This window comes from Saccharothrix sp. CB00851, from assembly GCF_001905065.1.
In the GTDB taxonomy this organism is placed as follows: domain Bacteria; phylum Actinomycetota; class Actinomycetes; order Mycobacteriales; family Pseudonocardiaceae; genus Actinosynnema.
This window is the reverse complement of the sequence record NZ_LWLC01000020.1, coordinates 111437-129836: the sequence shown is the minus strand read 5'-3', so window position 1 is coordinate 129836 and position 18400 is coordinate 111437. Positions and strand designations below refer to the sequence as shown.

Here is an 18400-nt window from a genome sequence, read left to right as displayed (position 1 = left end):
CCCCGATCCGGCGACCACGCCGTCGGTGTGCGCGCCGGTCGTACCCCGGCGGTACAGGTCGATCTCCACGAACGACCCGACGTCGAGCAGCAGGTCCAGCCGCTCCCGCGCGGTCAGCTTGCCCAGCGAGTGCTGCCGCGTCACCGCCTCGGGCCGCCCGGCCGCGATCCGCGACCGCAACCGGCCGTGCTCCTCGCGCAACCCCGCCATCGACCGCCCGGCGGGTCCCTCGGCGGGGTCCTCGGTCAGCCGGACCGCCGCGAAATCGAGTTCCGAAGTGCTCATCCGGACACTCCTTGGCATCGGTCGGGAAGCCTCGAATGTAGTCGGGAATGTCTCTGCGGCGTCCATCATCCGGCAACGCCGAAGTCACTCGGCTACGGATTTCCGATCCGGCCGCGCGAAAGGCCCGTGAGTCGACAATCGACTCACGGGCCGGCCATTCGGATATCAGAACGCCTGGTTCGCGAAACCCCTCCGCGCCGCCGCCGACAGGAACGACTGCCACGCCGAGCTGCTGGTGTGCGGGTCACCGGTGATGCCGAGCCGGGACTTGGCCGTGTTGAAGGCACTCGTGGTCAGCGGACCCCAAATGCCGTCCACCGCCAGGCCAGAGCTCATGAAGTTGTTGCACAGCGCCTGGACGAACTTCGTGTCGCTCTCCGAGCCCGTCACGCACCGCACCGGCAGACCGCCGAAGTCGGAGTGGATGTGGTCTTCGTGCGCGGCGTTGTACCAGCCGTCCAGCGCGTACCGGAACCGACGACGGCACACCGCGTCCACCGCCAGGTAACGGCGGCGCACCGCCAGCGTGCCCGACGCGTGGTGGCGGTCCAGCGGCGACGACACCTGCCCGCCGCTCCACCGGACGTAGTCGAGGTCCATCGCGGTGCCCGAGCCGTGCTGGCCGGGCTTGTTCACGTAGAACCCCGCCGACACCAGGTACGTGATGCTGCCGTACGCCGACGACAGCGACCGCAGGTCCCTGATCCACAGCACCAGGGAGTCGTAGAACGCCTGCGTGGCCTGCCAGTTGCGCAGCGTCGTGTTGCCGCGGTTGGAGCGCCAGTAGTAGACGGGAGTGCCGTCGATCCGCTGGAACGTGATCATCGGGTCGCCTCCGCGGTGATCAGCCGGCCGCCGGTGAGCCAGCCGGAACGGGTGCCCGCGACGCCCAGGGCCTTCGCGTCGCGCGGCACGTCCGGACGGGTCCGGTCCGCGTCGAGCACGCCGGTGAGCGGGGTGGCGTCGACCATTTCGTTGCCGACCCAGTGCACGCGGCCGTCCACCGAGGCCAGGCCGCGCACGGCGACACCGTCCAGCCGGGGGCGGGACGTCCAGGTGACGCCGTCACGGGAGGTGTGCAGGACCGTGCCGGAGATGTCGACGGCCGCCACGACCCAGCCGTCGGCGGTCGCGGCGACCGCGGTGGCGGACAGGTCGTCGGTCCACTCCAGACCGCGGACCGGGACGGTGGTCCAGCCCGAAGAGGTGCGGCGGGCGGCGATGCGGACCTCCGAAGCGCGCTCGTGCTTGAGCACGGAGCCGAACGCCAAGCCGCCGCCGACCGCGGTGAACTCCGAGCGCACGCCGTGCAGGCGACGGGCCTCGCGCCAGGCGACGGCGTCGGTGGACTCCCAGATCGTGGCGATCGGGTCGCCCTTGAGCGCACCCACGGCGTGGAACGCGGACCCGTGGGTGGTGACGTCGACCAGGTCCGCGCCGGTGAGGCCCTCGGTGATGCGCACCGAGCCGCCTTCGTCGACGACGACCCACTGGCCGTTCTCTTCGGTCAACATGAGAGGGGTGCCGTCGGACGCGAGGAACACGCCGGCGGCCTTGCGCGGGTTGTCCGCGGCGCCCGACGCGGGTGCCGCGGCAGCCGCGTGGGCCGGTAGTGCGCTGGTGAGGGCCGCGGTCGCGGCAGCTCCCAGCACGAACGTTCGCCGATCGAGCACGTCAGTCCTTTCGGGGGCAGGGGGAAGTGCTGACGTGGCACAGGGCCGGTTGGAACTTTTCCAACCCACAAAGTATGGGTGACCGACCGTTGCGGCAATGGTCCGTTCCGCCCAAAAAGCCGGGAGGGCGTCGGAGGGCTGGGGTAGGATTCCAGTGTTCGCGACTGGCGTGCCGAGGGTGGGAACGACCACCGGGGAGCGTTGAGCCGGATCGCACCGCGCGCCTGGGTGCTACGGCAGCGCCCCCGCGCGCGTGGAGGTCGTCGTGCACGAACCCGCGATCCCGTCGTTGACCGGTGCCGACCCCGAGGTCGCCCGCCTGGTCCAAGCCGAGGCACGCCGCCAGTTCGAGAAGATCCGCCTGATCGCCTCGGAGAACTACGTCTCGACCGCGGTCCTGGAAGCCACCGGTTCCGTGCTGACCAACAAGTACTCCGAGGGCTACGCCGGTCGCCGCTACTACGAGGGCCAGCAGGTCGTCGACCCGGTCGAGGAGCTGGCGGTGGCCAGGGCGAAGGCGTTGTTCGGCGTCGACCACGCCAACGTGCAGCCCTACTCCGGCTCACCGGCCAACCTCGCCGTCTACCTGGCGTTCCTGAACCCCGGCGACACGGTCATGGGCATGGCGCTGCCCGCCGGCGGCCACCTCACCCACGGCTGGAGCGTCTCGGCCACCGGCAAGTGGTTCCGCAGCGTCCAGTACGGCGTGACCAAGGAGACCGGCGTGGTCGACCTCGACCAGGTCCGCGACCTGGCCCGCGCCGAACGCCCCAAGGTGATCTTCTGCGGCGGCACGGCCATCCCGCGCACCATCGACTTCCCGGCGTTCGCCGAGATCGCGAACGAAGTGGGCGCCGTGCTCGCCGCCGACATCGCGCACATCGCGGGCCTGGTCGCGGGCGGCGCGCACCCGTCACCGGTCGGGCACGCCCAGGTGATCACCACGACCACCCACAAGACGCTGCGCGGCCCGCGTGGCGCGATGATCCTCACCGACGCCGAGCACGCGAAGGCGATCGACAAGGCGGTGTTCCCCGGCCTGCAGGGCGGGCCGCACAACCACACCACCGCCGCCATCGCGGTCGCGCTGGGCGAGGCGTCGGAGCCGTCGTTCGGCCTCTACGCGCACGCCATCGTGCAGAACGCCCGCGCGCTGGCCGCCGCGCTGCTCGACCGGGGCTTCGACCTGGTCTCGGGCGGCACCGACAACCACCTCATCCTGGCCGACCTGACCAGCAAGGGCCTTGGCGGCAAGCCCGCCGCCAAGGCCCTGGACCGGGCGGGCATCGAGGCCAACTACAACACCGTCCCGTTCGACCCGCGCAAGCCGTTCGACCCGTCCGGCGTCCGCCTCGGTACGGCCGCCATCACCACCCGCGGCCTCACCGAGGACCACATGCCGCAGCTCGCGGAGTGGATCGACCGGGCCGTCCGGGCGGCCGACGACGAGCAGGCGCTGGACCGCATCGCCGCCGAGGTCGCCGAGCTGATGGCGGGCTACCCGATGCCCGGCTGGGCATAGGGCGTGTACCGAGGTCCGCGCTCGCGACAGCCCTGGCTCTCATCGACCGGGACCTCTGCACGCCCTACCCGACCACGTCGGCCAGTCGCGCCACGTCCTCCCGGAACGTCTCGTGCCGGACGGTGACGTGGTCCGCGACGTGACCGGTAACCGGCAGCTGGTCGGCGGGCAGCTCCGCCCCGTCGACCAGCACCGGGATCACCGGCACGGCACGCTCCGCCGCGCGTTCCACCTCGGCGCGCATCAGGTCGGTCGGCGTCCAGCCCGGCCCGACGACGGCGAGCAGCACGTCGCACTCGCCGACGTCACCCACCACCGACCGGCCGAAGTCGTCCAGCCGATCGGCGATGCGCCCCGCCAGGTGCACGTCCTGCGGCCGCCGGTAGCTGAGGAACAGCCGCGCGGCGCGTGCGGCGGGGGACAGGTCGATCCCGGCCAACGCGGCGAACGCCCGGTCGCGCACGTCGGCGGGGTCGACGCCGCACCGGGCCAGCACGTCGAGCGCCACGCCCTCGTCCTCCGCCAGCACGCCCAGCAGCAGGTGCTCGGTGACCACGTGCCGGTGCCCCAACGCCAACGACTCCCGCACGGCCGCCGCCAACGCCCGCTTCGCACCGGGCGTGAACGGCAGGTAGCCGGGCACGGGCACGCTGCCCCGCCCGTCCACCTCCAGCACCCGCGCGCGGCACGCGTCCCACGAAAGCCCGACCGACGCCAGCACCGCAGCCGCGGCACCGCCCTCGCCGATCAGGCCGAGCAACAGGTGTTCGGTGCCGATGGCGGTGTGGTTGAACCTGCGCGCCTCCTGAAGGGCCACCACGGAGACCCGGCGCGCGCTCTCGGTGAACCGTTCCAACGTCAATCCTTCGCCACCGTCGGACCAGCCCCGGGATCAGGCTGTCATCAGTGCATCGCACCGAGTTTCCGGGTGTTACCGGAATTTGTCAGTAGCCGAACGCCTCGCTTCGGACATCGTGTCACTGCCGCCGTGCGCGGTTTCGGCGATCAGGACCAGTTCGGCGTCCGGCCACGCGTGCGCCAACTCGAACGGCGTGCCGATCAGATTTCCCAGGTCGAGCACTCCTTGAACGATTACGCCCGGGATACCCGCGAGCTTGCCCGCCTCGGCCAGCACGATCCCTTCGGGCAACCACGAACCGTGTGCCCAGTAATGGGTGACCAACCGGGCGAACGCCAGCCCGTGCGCCGGGTCCTCGAAGCGGAGGCCGCCGGTGGACAGCGGCTGCAACGCGTCCTCCCACGCGCACCACTCCCGTGCCGCCCGCAGGTGCACGGCCGGGTCGGGTGACAGCAGCAGTTCGAGGTATCCCGCCGCGGGATCGCCGGACGGCACCGGTTCCCGGAACCGCGCGTGGGCTTCCGGGAACATCGGCGCCAGACCGGTGGTCAGCAGGTCGGTCTCGGCCCGCCTGCCGGTGGCCACGCCCGCGTGCACCATCTCGGAGACCCGGTGCGGGAACCGCTGCGCGTACACCAGGCCCAGGACCGAGCCCCACGACGCGGCGAACACCAGCCACCGGTCGATGCCCAGGTGCTCGCGCAGCCGTTCCAGGTCGCCGACCAGGTGGTCGGTGGTGTTGGTGGACAGGTCCACCACCGGCTGACCGGCGTGCGGCGTGCTGCGGCCGCAGCCGCGCTGGTCGAACAGCACCACCCGGTAGGCCCGCGGGTCGAAGTAGCGCCGGGCCCGGGGCGTGCAGCCCGAGCCCGGCCCGCCGTGCAGCACCACGGCCGGTTTGCCCTCTGGGTTGCCGCAGACCTCCCAGTACACGTGGTGCTCGTCGCCGACGTCGAGCAGGCCGTGGTCGTACGGCTCGATCTCCGGGTACAGCACGGTTCCTCCCTGCAATATGCAACAGTGCTGTTATATTAGTGCTTACGGAATTGTCGGGAACACCGACCTCACGTCCGCGCCCCCGACCCACAAGCCGATCGCGAACGCGGTCGCGCGCCCACCGACCCAGCGCGTCGATCGGGTCGAACAGGCTGTGCCCGAGGTCGGTGAGGGAGTACTCGACCCGGTCGGGGTGGCGAGGTCAGGCTTGACGACTGAATGGAAACTTTGTTTTATAACGGTGTTCCGTAAGGTTGTCGGGTGGAGGTCGGTCGTCATGGGCGCACGGTTCGGGTTCGAGACCCTCGACCGGGAAGTGGACGTGGACCTGGAGGTGCACGGCGAGCTGCCGCCCTGGCTCGCCGGCACCTTGGTGCGCAACGGTCCCGCGAAGTTCGAGACCGACCGAGGCTCGTTCCGCCACTGGTTCGACGGCCTGGCGATGCTGCACCGCTTCGGCTTCGCCGAGGGCGCCGTCACCTACCGCAACCGGTACCTGGAGTCCACGAGCTTCCGGGCCGCCCGCGACGACGGCCGCATCGCGTTCGGCGAGTTCGCCACGGACCCGTGCCGCTCGATCTTCAGCCGCTTCTTCACCCACCCCCGACTCCGCCGCACGTCCAACGCCAACGTGAACGTGACCTCCGACGGCGACCGGGACTTCGCGCTCACCGAGACCCCCATCGCGGTGGAGTTCGACCGCGACACCCTGGCCACCGTCGGCCTCACCGACTACGACGACGCGCTCGACGGCCACGTCACCACCGCCCACCCGCACCGCGCGCCGCTGACCGGCGACCTCGTCAACTACGTGCTGAAGTTCGGCAGGCGCAGCGTGTACCAGGTCTACCGGCAACGCGGCCAGAGCCGGGAACCGCTCGCGAGCCTGCCCACCGACCGACCCGGCTACCTGCACAGCTTCGCCGTCACCGAACGGCACGTGGTGCTGGCCGTGTTCCCGCTGGTGGTCAACCCGCTGTCGCTGCTCCTGCGCGCCAAGCCGTTCATCGAGAACTACCGGTGGCGGCCGGAGCTGGGCACCCGGTTCGTGGTGTTCGACCAGCGGGACGGTGCCGTGGTCGCGGACGAGCGCACCGACGCGTTCTTCGCCTTCCACCACATCAACGCCTACGACGACGACGGCCGGGTGGTCGTGGACATCAGCGCCTACCCGGACTCGACCGTGGTCGACGCGCTGTACCTGGACAAGGTGCGCGGTGCCGCCGACCTGCCGCTCGCGTTCCCCACCCGGTACGAGGTGGACCTCGTCGGTGGCGGCATCCGGTCCCGGCGGCTCGCGGAGGACTCGCTGGAGCTGCCCCGCATCGCCTACGGGTCGCACAACGGTCGTGATTACCGGTACGCCTACGGCGTCGGTGCCAACGGCGCGGGCGACTTCCTCAACCAGCTCGTCAAGGTGGACGTCCGCAGTGGACTCCTCACCCGGTGGCACGAGCCGGGCCGCTACCCGGGCGAGCCGGTGTTCGTGCCCGCGCCGGGCGCCCGGGCCGAGGACGACGGCGTGCTGCTGTCGGTCGTGCTCGACGGCGAGGCCGGGCGGTCCGGGTTGCTGGTGCTCGACGCGGCCACGTTCACCGAGGTCGCGCGGGCAGACGTGCCGCACGCGATCCCGTTCGGCTTCCACGGTCAGTTCACGTCGCGCCGGTTCACGTAGCGTCGATCGTGAGCACGCACCCGTCGGTGTCGACGGTGGGCACGTCCGGCTCGTCGAACCAGTGGCCGCCGTCGCCGAGGTAGCGGAACCGGTGGGTGCCCGGTGAGAGGATCACGGTCACGGTGCGCGTGCCGTCACGGCGGGGCACCAGCTCGTGCACGCCGGGGGTCCAGTCGTTGAACGTGCCGACCACGCTCACCGGCCCGCGCGGGTGGTCGAGGGGCAGTGAGAAGGTCACGCGGCGCTTCGGGCCGAACAGGCGAGTGCTGCGGAGCATCGTTCTCCCTCGCGAGTCGATCTTTGCCATGCCTTCGGGGTCACCAGCGTCGCGGCGCCGTGCCGGTGTTTCAAGCCGGCGCGCCTGTTCGAACCCGACGGTCACCCGACCAAGTGACGCCAACAGCCACAGTGGACAGTCCGGGACATCGCGCCGGGTCGGCGTAATTCGATTGCCCGGTGCCCGATCGGAACTAGGCTCCGACCAATGACCGAGAGTGCGCGCACCGCGGCCGGGCAGGACTGGGAAGAGCAGGCGGCGAACTGGATCGCCTGGGTGCGCAGACCGGGGTTCGACTCGTACTGGCGCTACCGCGACGCGTTCTTCGACCTGGTGCCGGCCGCCGGGCAAGCCACCCTCGACCTCGGCTGCGGCGAGGGGCGGGTGTCGCGCGACCTGGTCGAGCGGGGACACCGGGTGACCGGCATCGACGCCTCGCCCACGCTGGTGGCGGCCGCGCGGCAGGCGGACCCCGAGGGACGGTACCTGGTGGCCGACTCGGCGGACCTCCCGTTCCCGGACGGCAGCTTCGACCTCGTCATCGCCTACAACGTGCTGATGGACGTCGACGACCTGCCGGGCACCGTCGCCGAGGTCGGCCGGGTGCTGGCGCCGGGTGGCCGGCTCTGCCTGTCGATCACCCACCCGATCACGAACACCGGCAGCTTCCGGGACGGCCTGTTCGTCCTGGACCGGCCGTACTTCGGGCGGCACCGCTTCGAGGACGAGGTCGAGCGGGACGGGATGCGGATGAAGTTCCAGGGCTGGAACCACCCGCTCAGCGCCTACACCGCGGCCATGGAGGACGCCGGTCTGCTCATCGAGACCCTGCGGGAACCGCGGGTCAACGACGACCTGGTCCCCTGGCACATGTGGATCAGGGCGGCGCGTCCGGGCCAGGGCGCCCAGGTGGCCTGACCCGGATCACGCGTGCCTGAGAGTGGGATCACAACGGTGCAGTCCCTGCAAAGTTGCAGTGAGTGCAGGATTTTACTTACCCTGATCGAGTGACCACGCACGCGGCCGAAGGGCTCCGCGACCGCAAGAAGCGGCAGACCCGCACGGCTTTGGGGCACGCCGCCGTCCGCCTGGTCGCCGAGCGCGGTCTCGACCACGTGACGGTCGAGGACATCAGCGCCGCCGCCGACGTCTCGCCGCGCACGTTCTTCAACTACTTCGCCGGCAAGGAGGAGGCCGTCCTCGGCCCCGACCCGGAGGCGGGTCCGCGCCTGCGGGCCCGCGTCCTCGCCCAGCCGGCGGGCCTGTCCACCGCCGCGGCGGTGCGGGCGGCGTTGCTGGAGGAGGTCGCGGCGGAACTGGCGGACGACCGCGAGCTCTGGCTGCTGCGGATGCGCGTGGTGCAGCAGCACCCCGTGCTGCTGGCGAAACTGTTCTCCGGCGGTGAAGCGCTGGAACGCGACCTGGTCGCCGGTATCGCCGAACGGGTCGGCCTGCCCGCCGACGACACCTACCCGTTGCTGCTCGCCGCGGCGGCGGGCGCGGCGTTCCGGGTGGCGGTGACCCGCTGGTCGAGCACCGCGGCACCGCTGCACGACCTGCTCGCCGAGACGCTCGACCTGCTCGCCGCGGGGCTCGCCGAGCCGCCCCGCCGGTCCTGATCACGATGCGGGACGAAGCCTTGGCACACCAAGTCACAGACGAAGACCAACTGGGGGATCCGATGTCCACCGAAACCGGCACGACCTCGCGCCGGGACGTCATGCAAGCCATGTCCGGCCTCATGCTGGGCATGTTCATGGCCATCCTCGCGTCGACCATCGTGTCGAACGCGCTGCCGCGCATCATCACGGACCTGCACGGCTCGCAGTCCGTCTACACCTGGGTCGTCACCACCGAGCTGCTGGCCATGACGGCGACCGTGCCGCTGTGGGGCAAGCTCGCCGACCTCTACAGCCGCAAGCTGCTGATCCAGCTCTCCCTCGGCCTGTTCGTGGTCGGCTCGCTCATCGCGGGCTTCTCCCCGAACGTCGAGGTGCTCATCGCGAGCCGCATCGTGCAGGGCCTCGGCGCGGGCGGCATGACGGCGCTGGCCACGATCGTGATGGCGGCGATGATCCCGCCGCGCGAGATGGGCCGTTACGCGGGCATCTTCGGCGCCGTCTTCGGTGTCGGCACGGTCGCCGGCCCGCTCATCGGCGGCGTCATGGTGGACACCTCGTGGCTGGGCTGGCGCTGGTGCTTCTTCATCGGCGTCCCGTTCACCCTCGCCTCGATCTTGCTGCTCCAGCGCACGCTGAACCTGCCGGTCGTGCGCAAGGAAGTCAAGATCGACTACCTGGGCGCGGTGCTGATCGTCGGCGGTGTCTCCACGCTGCTGGTGTGGTCGACGCTGGCCGGTCACCAGTTCGAGTGGGCCTCGGCGTGGACCGCGCTGCTCGTCACGATCGGCGTGGTGCTGCTGGGTCTGGCCGTGTGGGTGGAGTCGCGGGCGGCCGACCCGATCGTGCCGCTGACGATCTTCGCCAACCGCACGGTCACGTTGACGACGCTGGCGAGTGCGCTGGTCGGCGTGGCGATGTTCGGCGGCACGGTGTTCCTGTCGCAGTACTTCCAGATCGGCATGGGCAAGACGCCGACCCAGGCGGGCCTGATGAGCCTGCCGATGATCTTCGGCCTGCTGGTGTCGTCGACCGTCGCCGGTCAGCTGATCACCAAGTGGGGCAAGTGGAAGGCGTTCCTGGTCGCCGGTGGCGTGATCATGGTCGGCGGGATGCTGCTGCTGGGCACGATCGACGCGAACACCAGCGTGTTCATGGTCAGCGTGCACATGGCCGTGCTGGGCATCGGCGTCGGCATGCTGATGCAGAACCTCGTGCTGGCCGCGCAGAACGACGTGCCCGCCCGCGACCTCGGCACCACCACCTCGACGCTGACGTTCTTCCGCAGCCTCGGCGGCGCGATCGGCGTGAGCGCGTTGGGCGCGGTGCTGGCGAACCGGGTGACCGCGTTGAGCGAGGAGAAGTTCGGCCCGGCGCCGGAGGGTGCCGAGAACACGGTGCCGGACCTGGCGCTGCTGCCGGAGCCGGTGCGGGTGATCGTGCGCGAGATCTACGCCACGGCCACCGCCGAGCTGTTCCTGATCGGCGCGCCGATCGCGGTGCTGGCGCTGGTGGCCGTGCTGTTCCTCAAGGAGAAGCCGCTCAAGACGCTCAGCGGTGACGAGCGGTTGGCGGCCGAGATGTCCGCGGGCCACTAGCGGCGCGGGAGACACGGTGTCGCACTTGTCCGGCGTTCGGTCGGGCAAGTGCGACACTTTCGCGCGTGTCAGGACTGCGCGAACGCAAGAAGCTCGCCACGCGGACGGCGCTGGCCGACGCCGCCCTGCGGCTGTGCGATGCCCACGGCCTCGACGGGGTGACCGTCGAACAGGTAGCCACCGAGGCGGGCGTTTCGCTGCGCACGTTCTTCAACTACTTCTCCTCCAAGGAAGAAGCCGTGGTCGCGGGTGACGTGGCCACCGCCGCCGCGTTCGTCCAGGCCTTCGCGGACCGGCCGCGGGACGAGCCGGTGCTGCGCGCCCTGCACGCCGCCCTGGTCGACGTCGTGCCCGACCGGATCGACCCGGAACGGGTGGCGCAGCTGCGTGTCCTGCGCCGCACGCCCGCCCTGCTGCCGTACCAGATCGCCGCGTTCGCCGTGCAGGAACGGGAACTCGCCGCCGCCGTCGCCGCCCGGGTCGGCGTCGACCCGGCCACCGACCTGTACCCGGTGATGTGCGCGGCCGCCGTGATGGCGACCCTGCGGGTGGTCGTCGGCTGGTGGCTCGACGCCGCCGAACGGCCCGAGCTGTCCGAGCTGATCGACGCGATGATCGACCGGCTGGACGTGGGTTTCGCCGCTGTGCGCCCGAACGGTGACTGAGACCACGCCGCCCGTGATGCGACAGGAGATTCCGATGGGTTCATTCGACGTGCCGCTGGACGACGAGCGCACGCAACTCGAAGCGTTCATCGAGGACTACCGCGGCGCCATCGAGGCAACCCTCGACGGCCTCACCGAGGAACAGGCCCGCCGCCGGCTGGTCCCGTCGGCGACGACGTTGCTGGGGCTGCTCAAGCACGTCACGTGGATGCAGCGGGTGTGGTTCGAGGAGTGCGTCGGCGGCACGCCCCGCCGGGAGCTCGGCCTGGTGCCGGGTCCGGACGAGTCCTTCCGGCTCTCCGACGACGACACCATCGCTTCGGTCACGGCGGCCCACCGGGAAGCCTGCGCCACGGCCCGGACGGTGGTCGCGAACCTGCCGCTGGACACCGTCGCGACCGGCCACCGGACCGGGCCGCGCACGCTGCGCTGGGTCTACCTGCAGGTGCTGCGGGAGCTGGCGCACCACTGCGGACACGCCGACATCCTGCGCGAACAGGTGCTCGCCGACTGAAGTCCCGCCACGTCATCGGCCGACTGGACCGCCTTGACACCCCGACCTCGAACTGTCACCGTCGTTCCGGTCCGGGCAACGCGCGCACATCGCCCCGAGCGTCGCGGCGGATTCACTCGGTTGAGCGATCGGGTCCGGCAACTTTTCTGCCGACGATTTCGTTGCCGGGAAAGAAGGAGGCGGCGGCGCGGCACCCGAGCCGTCGGCTTTACCGCACGGGGCCCGTCGGCCAGCCGCCGGTGCACCTATGCCGCTGGAGCACCTTGGCTTGGCCGTGGAGCACTTGGCCCTGGAGCACGGCTTGGCCGCTGGAGCACTTGGCGGCGCCGCGCCGCTAGGCGTCCCAGGTGATCGGGAGCGCGTGCACGCCGTAGACCAGCATGTCGTCGCGCCTCGGCACGTCGGCCGCGGGCACGGCCAGCCGCAGGCCGGGCAGCCTGCTCAGCAGCCCGGTGAACCCGACCGTCATCTCCACCCGCGCCAGCTGCTGGACCAGGCACTGGTGCACGCCGTGCCCGAACGCCAGGCTGCTGGTCGCGGGCCACGAGACGACCGCCAATGCGGCCCGCGCGGTCGGGTCACGTCGAGCACGTCCGGCCGGGGGTACTGGCGCGGGTCGCGGTTGCCCGCCGGCACGGAGACCAGAACCGTCGAGTCGGCCGGGACCACCTAGCCCGCGATCTCCACCTCCTCCAGCGTCGTGCGGACCACTCCCAGGTGGACGATCGACAGGTAGCGCAACAGCTCCTCGACCGCGGCGCCGATCAACGTCGGGTCGGCGTGCGGCGCGGCGAGTTGGTCCGGGTGCTCCAGCAACGCGAACGTGCCCAGCGCCAGCATGTTGGCGGTCGTCTCGTGGCCCGCGACCAGCAGCAGGTTCGCCAGGCCGATCAGCTCGTCGTCGGTGAGCGTCGGGTCGGCCTCGATCAGGCCGGACAGCATGTCGTCGGTCGGCCGGGCGTGCTTGGCGCGCACGAGGTCGTGCATGAAGGCCCGCAGTTCGTCGGCGAGCCGCATGAACTCCTCCACGGGCACGTCCAGCCGCAGCAGTCTCCCGCTCCGCTCCTGGAACTCGCCGCGGTCGGCGTAGTCGACGCCCAGCAGCTCGCAGATCACCAGTGACGGCACCGGCAGCGCGAACGCCCGGACGAGGTCGGCGCCCGGTCCGGCGGCGATCATCGCGTCGAGGTGGTCGGCGACGATCCGCTCGATGCGCGGTTCGAGCTGACGCATCCGCCGCACGGTGAACTGGCCGGTGAGCAGCTTGCGGTACCGGGTGTGCTCGGGCGGGTCCATGGTGATGAAGCTGCCCGCGCGGGCCCGCTCGTCGGTCAGCCGGGCGCGGACCGCCGGCGGCAGCTCGCCGGCACGCGGCGGCTGCGGAACCGGTCCGAGCTCAGACGCGGGTCGCCGAGCAGGGTGCGCGCCGGCTCGTGGCTGGTGACGACCCACACCGGGTCGCCGTCGAGCGTGGTCATCCGGTGCACGGGTCCCTGCTCGCCGAGCCGGGTCAGGGCGCTCGGCGGGTCGAACGTGCCCGCGTCGCGCCGGGTGAACCCGGGCGGCAGGGGGACGGTCGGTCGGCCGGCGGGGGGCGTTTCCGCTGGGAAGCGGTGGGCATCGACGATCCGTTCCCACCCGGCGCGTCACCGGGCCGCAGCTGGGGTGGTGGTGACTCACTGCACTACGAGCAAAGTTGCACGACGCGCAAGTTTGAGCGATAGTTGTATGTGGCAAGCAATGCGAGGAGACAGGGGGACGGCATGGACGCCGTCGCGCGACAGCTGGAAGACCGGGTTCGTGACCTGCTGAGGGTCGTGCGGATGGTCAGACAGCGGCCACACCCCCTGCCGCCGGGCCTGATCGGCACGCTCGGGCTGATCGACCGCGCCGGGGCGCACCCCAGCGGGTGCCACGCCAAGGAACTGGCCACTCGCGCCGGGCTCGACCCGTCCACGGTCAGCCGGGCGGTGGCCGCGCTGGTCGCCCACGGGCTGGTCGAACGCCGTGCCGACCCCGCCGACGGCCGCGCCAGCATCCTCGTGGTGACCGAACGCGGTCGGGCCGCGCTCGCCGACGCCCGCGAGTTCTACGACCGGCTGCTCGGCCGCGCGCTCGCCGGCTGGACCACCGAAGAGGTCGAGGCGCTGACCACCGCGCTGGGCCGCCTGACCACCGATATCGAAGGAGCCCTCGGCTCCACCTTGGAGGCCGCGCGATGAGCGCACCCGCCACCACCGACGGCACGATGAGCCACCGGCAAGTCCTGGAGGCCCTGAGCGGTCTGCTGCTGGTGCTGTTCGTCGCGATGCTGAGCGGCACCGTGGTCTCGACGGCGCTGCCGCAGATCATCGGCGCGCTCGACGGCTCGCAGACCCAGTACACCTGGGTGGTCACCGCCACCCTGCTGACCGCGACCGCCACCACCCCGGTGTGGGGCAAGCTCGCGGACCTGTTCGACAAGAAGACCCTGGTCCAGGTCGCCATCGTGATCTTCATCGTCGGCTCGGTGGTCAGCGGTTTCGCGCAGAGCGCGGGCCAGTTGATCGCGGCACGCGCGTTCCAGGGCGTCGGCGTCGGCGGGCTGCAGGCGTTGGTGCAGGTCGTGATCGCGGCGATGATCCCGCCGCGCGAACGCGGCCGGTACAACGGCTACCTGGGCGGCGTGATGGCGCTGGCCACGGTCGGCGGACCGCTGCTGGGCGGCCTCATCGTGGACACGCCCTGGCTCGGCTGGCGCTGGTGCTTCTTCATCGGCGTGCCGGTCGCGGTGATCGCGCTGTTCGTGCTGCAGGCGACGTTGAAGGTGCGCACGGTCCGGCGCGACGACGTGCAGATCGACTACCTGGGCGCGAGCCTGATCGCGGTCGGCGTGAGCGTGCTGCTGGTCTGGATCTCGTTCGTGGACGGCTCGTTCGCGTGGCTGTCGTGGCAGAGCTTCGCCATGGTCGGCGCGTCGGTCGTGCTGCTGGGCGCGGCGATCGCGGTCGAGGCACGTGCCGCGGAACCCGTGGTGCCGCTGAGGATCGTGCGGCAGCGCACGACGGCATTGGCGATCCTGGCCAGCGTCGCGGTCGGCATGGCGATGTTCGGCGGTGCGGTGTTCCTCGGCCAGTACTTCCAGATCGGCCGCGGCTACAGCCCGACCGAGGCGGGCCTGCTGACCATCCCGATGATGGCCGGTGTGCTGGGCGCGTCCATCGTGTCCGGGCGGCTGATCACCAAGACCGGCCGGGTCAAGCCGTACATCGTGGTGGGCGCGGTCACGCTGGTGGTCGGGTTCTTCGCGCTGGGGCAGATCGACCACGACACGTCGCTCGTGCTGGTCGGCGCGGCGATGCTGCTCGTCGGCACCGGTGTCGGCCTGAGCATGCAGAACCTGGTGCTCGCGGTGCAGAACACCGTGCCGTTGAAGGACATCGGCGCGGCCAGCTCGACCATCGCGTTCTTCCGGTCCCTGGGCGGCACGATCGGCGTGTCGGTGCTCGGCGCGGTGCTGGCCCGCCGGGTCGAGGAGGCCATCGCGCGCGACCTGGCCGCGGCGGGCATGCCCGTCGGCGGCGCGGGCGGCGGCAGCCTGAACCTCAACGTGCTGCCGGACGCGGTGCAGCACATCGTCCGCAACGCGTACGGCGACGCCACCGGGCACATCTTCGTGATCTCGGCGGCCATCGCGGTCGTCGGCGTGGTCGCCGCGCTGCTGCTCAAGCCGATCACCCTGCGCACCAGCCTGGACCTGGCCGAGGATAAGCCGAAGGTGGCGGCGGGCGCTTGACAACGCGTGGCCGGTGGTGCGATCAGCGCCACCGGCCCCGGTCGTTTCGCGTGCCGAGGGTTGGCGGGAACCCGTTGCGATGTGGCACTCCGGCCACTGCCGGGCCGGCGGCCGTGCTCCTAGCGTCGCGGGGGTACCGATCTCCTGCGACGACAAGGACCGCCAACCATGGTCGTGGTCTCGGCACTGCTCATCGGCGTGCTGTACGTGCTCCTGAACTCCTTGATCCCGGACCGGCACCGCCGACCGTTCAACGCGGTCATGGTCGGCGGCGCCGGTGCGGCGTACCTCAGCGGCGGCGGGCTGGGCGCGTGGGAGTTCGCCATCACCGCCGTCATCACCTACTGCGCCTACCGGGGCCTGACGTCGTGGACGTTCATCGGCATCGGCTGGCTCGTGCACACGGCGGCCGACGTGGCGCACCACGTGTACGGCAACCCGATCGTGCCGTTCGCCGAGCACTCGTCGCTCGGCTGCGCGATCTGCGACCCGGTGATCGCCCTGTGGGCGTTCGCGGGCGGCCCGGGTTGGCGGTCAATGACCCCCGCAGCACTCGTGCGGGCTCTCCGCCTCCGCCGGGCGCAGCACACCACCGACGGCGGGTTCCACCAGTAGCAGCAGCTCGCCGTCCCGGCAGACCGGGCGCAGGAAGCCCAGCGTCTCGACCCGGTCGGTCGGGGCGACCGCGACGCCGATGCCGACCACCCGGTCGATCGCCGACACCGCCACCACCTCGGCCGCGGGGTGCGTGCCGGTGAGTGCCGACTGGCCGGGGAACCGGACGCACCGGCCGTCGGTGCGGTCCCGACCGGCCCTCGCGGCACGGGCGGCGGGGGAGTCGGGGGTGCCGGAGTCGAGCACGGCCACCGGGCCGCCCAACGACTCCGCCAGCCGCGCCGCGTCCACCTCGCCGGTGACGTGGGCGGACAGCGTGGTGACGGCTACCGGCCCGAGCCGGTCGACGTGCGTGCACACGAAGTCCGCCGCCACGCCGTCGAGCGCCGCCAGCAGCGCGGCGTCGACGTGCGCCGCGCCGTGCTCGCCGGGGAGGGCGGGCACGGCGCCGAGCCACGGCATCAGATGACGTCCACGAACACCGGGTTCGCGTAGAACCACAGGTCCGACCACGGGTCGGCGTCTCCGATCACGTCCATCACCGGGTTGCCGTCCGAGGTGAGCCGGTTGCCGTCCGAACCGCGCAGCCGCAGGTAGAACGCCCCTTCCACGCGGCGGAACGTGTGCGTGAACTTGACCGTGCCACGCGCGGTGCGGGCCACCTCGAACGACTTCACCGCCGACGTGCCCGGCGCGGAGAACGTGTCGCGGTCCACCACCGGGCCGGTGATCGGACCGGCGATCAGGTCCACCTTCGCGAGCCTCGGCACCACGCCCGCGAAGTTCGGGCCGCGCGCCAGGTCGACCTCGATCACCACTTCGACGTCGTGACCGCGCCGGACGAACGTGCGACCGCCGATCGTGACGCCCCGATTGTCGCCCTCGCCGAGCGAGCGCACCCGCAGGTTCAGCCGGTCGATGATCCGCCCGTGCACCGCGACGACCTTGCCGCCCTGCATGCCCCGCATCACGTCCACATAGGACTTCGAGTCGGCGCCGACCAGGGTCGAGCTGTAGAAACCGGGCCAGTAGTCGCTCTCGACCCGCGGCACACCGGTGTCGATGGGCGCGCCGCGGCTGCCGGTCGTGTTGTGGTCGCCGGTGCCCTGCTTGTGCGTGTCCAGGTGCACCCGGTGCGAGTCGGAAGTGGCGGTGACCCACCACGGCCTGCCCTCGGCCAGCAGCGAGTCCCACAGGCCGCCGACCTTGGCGGTCATCCAGTCGAACCCGCCGTACGTGCGGTAGGGGTTCTCCGTCGCGGTCGGCGCGAAGCCGGGGAAGCTGTCCTGGTTCGGCGAGGCGTCGTAGAGCCCCCGCGCGGCGCCGCGGCCACCGGCCGCGGTCGGGATGCCCGCCGCCTGGTGACCGGGCGCGCCCTCCATGCCCACCGCCACACCGGGCGCGGCGTCACGCCAGCCCCGGAACTCGTGCGGGCTGTCCACACCGCGCCGGGCCGGGTGGTTGGCGAACATCAGCGCGATCTCCGTGCGGCCGGAGAGCACCTGCGCCTCCAGGTACCGCAGGGCCGCCAACGCGTACGGCTCACCGTCGGCCGACGTGGAGCGGGTGAGCAGGCCCTTGCCGCCGCGGTCTACGGGCGTGGACAGCACACCGCCGTCGTAGGCCGCCTCGAACGCCCGCAGGATGTCCACGGTGGACCGGCCGGGCGGCAGGAACACGGTGGCGTGCTCGGCGCCCGGGATGTTCCACTCCAGGCCCTGGTAGACCAGCACGTCCCGGTACGACTTGCGGGCGCGCTCGATGTCCGGCGCGACCTGGTCGATGGAGAACTTCTCGTGGGCGACGCCGCCGTGGTCGGTGATCACGACCCAGTCCAGCCCGTGCTCGCGGGCCTTGGCGACCTGCTGGGCGACCTCGTACTGGGCGTCGTTGGAGTACTTGGTGTGGATGTGGTGGTCGCCCGCGAACCAGCGCCCGCGCCCGTGCCACGGGTTCACCGGCGTGGCCGGCCGGTCACCGTGCGCGTGGGCGGGCGCCGCGCCCAGCGCCGCGCCCATGGTGGTCGCCACACCGGCCGCGCCCAGCCCGGCCAGGAACCGGCGTCGCGCCACCGAGAGCGGCCGGTCGTCCTCGGCGTCGCGCCAGCTGCCCTCCACCTCCTCGTGCGGGTGCTCGTGGGTGTGGTCGTGGTGGTGGTCGTGCGACATGCGGTACTCCGATCATGACCCGAACGGCGGCACGCCGAAGTATCGTTTTGCGGCTATGTGTCCGGTGGTGCGCGGAGCCGAACTCCCGGTGAACACTTCGGCGCCGTCCCGGGACGTCCCGGTACCGGGCGAGCGGACCGTCAAGACCGCGTAAAGGAC

The 18400-nt window shown here is 71.4% G+C and carries 21 protein-coding genes and 1 riboswitch; of the genes, 10 read left to right on the top strand and 11 right to left on the bottom strand.

The window, feature by feature from the left end:
* The 3 genes from A6A25_RS20510 to A6A25_RS20500 all read right to left on the bottom strand — a co-directional run.
* A partial coding sequence (locus A6A25_RS20510; protein WP_443217060.1) for a carboxyl transferase domain-containing protein occupies positions 1–285 on the bottom strand: 285 nt, incomplete at its 3' end.
* A 165-nt stretch (positions 286–450) separates the two neighbouring features.
* Positions 451–1110, bottom strand: coding sequence for an extensin family protein (locus tag A6A25_RS20505; RefSeq protein WP_073892328.1), 660 nt, complete (start codon positions 1108–1110; stop codon positions 451–453).
* Complete coding sequence (locus A6A25_RS20500) at positions 1107–1958, bottom strand: hypothetical protein (protein ID WP_073892326.1); 852 nt, start codon at positions 1956–1958, stop codon at positions 1107–1109. Before A6A25_RS20500 ends, A6A25_RS20505 begins: the two co-directional genes overlap by 4 nt.
* A gap of 150 nt (positions 1959–2108) precedes the next feature.
* A riboswitch (ZMP/ZTP riboswitch) is annotated at positions 2109–2195 on the top strand.
* A 28-nt stretch (positions 2196–2223) separates the two neighbouring features.
* On the opposite strand from A6A25_RS20500, the gene glyA reads away from it, so the two are divergent.
* Positions 2224–3480, top strand: coding sequence for a serine hydroxymethyltransferase (gene glyA, locus A6A25_RS20495; protein ID WP_073892324.1), 1257 nt, complete (start codon positions 2224–2226; stop codon positions 3478–3480).
* 64 nt (positions 3481–3544) lie between these two features.
* Here glyA and A6A25_RS20490 read toward each other — a convergent pair whose 3' ends face one another.
* The gene (locus A6A25_RS20490; protein ID WP_073892322.1) at positions 3545–4336 is read right to left on the bottom strand and encodes a Clp protease N-terminal domain-containing protein; all 792 of its coding nucleotides are present in this window, start codon (positions 4334–4336) and stop codon (positions 3545–3547) included.
* A 75-nt stretch (positions 4337–4411) separates the two neighbouring features.
* The gene (gene pip, locus A6A25_RS20485; RefSeq protein WP_073892321.1) at positions 4412–5335 is read right to left on the bottom strand and encodes a prolyl aminopeptidase; all 924 of its coding nucleotides are present in this window, start codon (positions 5333–5335) and stop codon (positions 4412–4414) included.
* Positions 5336–5612: 277 nt separating this feature from the next.
* On the opposite strand from pip, the gene A6A25_RS20480 reads away from it, so the two are divergent.
* Positions 5613–7010: a carotenoid oxygenase family protein gene (locus tag A6A25_RS20480; protein ID WP_073892320.1), complete on the top strand. Its 1398-nt coding sequence runs from the start codon at positions 5613–5615 to the stop codon at positions 7008–7010.
* On the opposite strand, the gene A6A25_RS20475 is transcribed toward A6A25_RS20480, so the two are convergent.
* A complete protein-coding gene (locus A6A25_RS20475) occupies positions 7003–7287 on the bottom strand; it encodes a glycoside hydrolase family 13 (RefSeq protein WP_073892319.1) in 285 nt (94 codons plus the stop codon). The two genes, A6A25_RS20480 and A6A25_RS20475, sit on opposite strands and share 8 nt — an antisense overlap.
* A 207-nt stretch (positions 7288–7494) precedes the next feature.
* On the opposite strand from A6A25_RS20475, the gene A6A25_RS20470 reads away from it, so the two are divergent.
* From A6A25_RS20470 to A6A25_RS20450, 5 genes are all read left to right on the top strand, one after another.
* On the top strand, positions 7495–8205 hold the full coding sequence (locus A6A25_RS20470; RefSeq protein ID WP_073892318.1) for a class I SAM-dependent methyltransferase: 711 nt from the start codon (positions 7495–7497) through the stop codon (positions 8203–8205).
* 89 nt (positions 8206–8294) lie between these two features.
* Positions 8295–8906, top strand: coding sequence for a TetR/AcrR family transcriptional regulator (locus tag A6A25_RS20465; protein WP_073892317.1), 612 nt, complete (start codon positions 8295–8297; stop codon positions 8904–8906).
* Positions 8907–8968: 62 nt separating this feature from the next.
* Entirely contained in the window at positions 8969–10504 is a 1536-nt protein-coding gene (locus tag A6A25_RS20460) for an MDR family MFS transporter (RefSeq protein WP_073892316.1), read from the top strand.
* A 65-nt stretch (positions 10505–10569) separates the two neighbouring features.
* The gene (locus A6A25_RS20455; protein ID WP_073892315.1) at positions 10570–11169 is read left to right on the top strand and encodes a TetR/AcrR family transcriptional regulator; all 600 of its coding nucleotides are present in this window, start codon (positions 10570–10572) and stop codon (positions 11167–11169) included.
* A gap of 34 nt (positions 11170–11203) precedes the next feature.
* Entirely contained in the window at positions 11204–11683 is a 480-nt protein-coding gene (locus A6A25_RS20450) for a DinB family protein (RefSeq protein ID WP_073892314.1), read from the top strand.
* Positions 11684–12017: 334 nt separating this feature from the next.
* Here A6A25_RS20450 and A6A25_RS46865 read toward each other — a convergent pair whose 3' ends face one another.
* The 3 genes from A6A25_RS46865 to A6A25_RS46855 form a co-directional block, all read right to left on the bottom strand.
* Positions 12018–12242, bottom strand: a complete 225-nt coding sequence (locus A6A25_RS46865) for a cytochrome P450 (protein WP_380735316.1) — start codon at positions 12240–12242, stop codon at positions 12018–12020.
* Between the two features lie 110 nt (positions 12243–12352).
* Complete coding sequence (locus A6A25_RS46860; RefSeq protein WP_380735318.1) at positions 12353–12979, bottom strand: hypothetical protein; 627 nt, start codon at positions 12977–12979, stop codon at positions 12353–12355.
* A 35-nt stretch (positions 12980–13014) separates the two neighbouring features.
* Positions 13015–13161, bottom strand: coding sequence for a hypothetical protein (locus A6A25_RS46855; protein ID WP_380735320.1), 147 nt, complete (start codon positions 13159–13161; stop codon positions 13015–13017).
* Positions 13162–13446: 285 nt separating this feature from the next.
* Between A6A25_RS46855 and A6A25_RS20440 the strand changes: the two genes are divergently transcribed.
* The 3 genes from A6A25_RS20440 (at position 13447) to A6A25_RS20430 (ending at position 16073) form a co-directional block, all read left to right on the top strand.
* On the top strand, positions 13447–13905 hold the full coding sequence (locus tag A6A25_RS20440) for a MarR family winged helix-turn-helix transcriptional regulator (protein WP_073892313.1): 459 nt from the start codon (positions 13447–13449) through the stop codon (positions 13903–13905).
* Positions 13902–15458: an MDR family MFS transporter gene (locus A6A25_RS20435; protein WP_073892312.1), complete on the top strand. Its 1557-nt coding sequence runs from the start codon at positions 13902–13904 to the stop codon at positions 15456–15458. The genes A6A25_RS20440 and A6A25_RS20435 overlap by 4 nt, the downstream gene beginning before the upstream one ends.
* Positions 15459–15626: 168 nt before the next feature.
* A complete protein-coding gene (locus A6A25_RS20430; RefSeq protein ID WP_073892311.1) occupies positions 15627–16073 on the top strand; it encodes a DUF6010 family protein in 447 nt (148 codons plus the stop codon).
* Here A6A25_RS20430 and A6A25_RS20425 read toward each other — a convergent pair.
* Complete coding sequence (locus A6A25_RS20425) at positions 15993–16535, bottom strand: hypothetical protein (protein WP_073892310.1); 543 nt, start codon at positions 16533–16535, stop codon at positions 15993–15995. The two genes, A6A25_RS20430 and A6A25_RS20425, sit on opposite strands and share 81 nt — an antisense overlap.
* On the bottom strand, positions 16535–18241 hold the full coding sequence (locus tag A6A25_RS20420) for a PHP domain-containing protein (RefSeq protein ID WP_073892309.1): 1707 nt from the start codon (positions 18239–18241) through the stop codon (positions 16535–16537). The genes A6A25_RS20425 and A6A25_RS20420 overlap by 1 nt, the downstream gene beginning before the upstream one ends.
* Positions 18242–18400: the final 159 nt, after the last annotated feature.

Bases quoted from the DNA above. Each gene is read 5' to 3' on its own strand.
- A6A25_RS20505 (WP_073892328.1), bottom strand. From the start codon at position 1,110: ATGATCACGTTCCAGCGGATCGACGGCACTCCCGTCTACTACTGGCGC.
- A6A25_RS20480 (WP_073892320.1), top strand. From the start codon at position 5,613: ATGGGCGCACGGTTCGGGTTCGAGACCCTCGACCGGGAAGTGGACGTG.
- A6A25_RS20475 (WP_073892319.1), bottom strand. From the start codon at position 7,287: ATGCTCCGCAGCACTCGCCTGTTCGGCCCGAAGCGCCGCGTGACCTTC.
- A6A25_RS20470 (WP_073892318.1), top strand. From the start codon at position 7,495: ATGACCGAGAGTGCGCGCACCGCGGCCGGGCAGGACTGGGAAGAGCAG.
- A6A25_RS20460 (WP_073892316.1), top strand. From the start codon at position 8,969: ATGTCCACCGAAACCGGCACGACCTCGCGCCGGGACGTCATGCAAGCC.
- A6A25_RS20450 (WP_073892314.1), top strand. From the start codon at position 11,204: ATGGGTTCATTCGACGTGCCGCTGGACGACGAGCGCACGCAACTCGAA.
- A6A25_RS46860 (WP_380735318.1), bottom strand. From the start codon at position 12,979: ATGGACCCGCCCGAGCACACCCGGTACCGCAAGCTGCTCACCGGCCAG.
- A6A25_RS46855 (WP_380735320.1), bottom strand. From the start codon at position 13,161: ATGACCACGCTCGACGGCGACCCGGTGTGGGTCGTCACCAGCCACGAG.
- A6A25_RS20440 (WP_073892313.1), top strand. From the start codon at position 13,447: ATGGACGCCGTCGCGCGACAGCTGGAAGACCGGGTTCGTGACCTGCTG.
- A6A25_RS20435 (WP_073892312.1), top strand. From the start codon at position 13,902: ATGAGCGCACCCGCCACCACCGACGGCACGATGAGCCACCGGCAAGTC.
- A6A25_RS20430 (WP_073892311.1), top strand. From the start codon at position 15,627: ATGGTCGTGGTCTCGGCACTGCTCATCGGCGTGCTGTACGTGCTCCTG.
- A6A25_RS20425 (WP_073892310.1), bottom strand. From the start codon at position 16,535: ATGCCGTGGCTCGGCGCCGTGCCCGCCCTCCCCGGCGAGCACGGCGCG.
- A6A25_RS20420 (WP_073892309.1), bottom strand. From the start codon at position 18,241: ATGTCGCACGACCACCACCACGACCACACCCACGAGCACCCGCACGAG.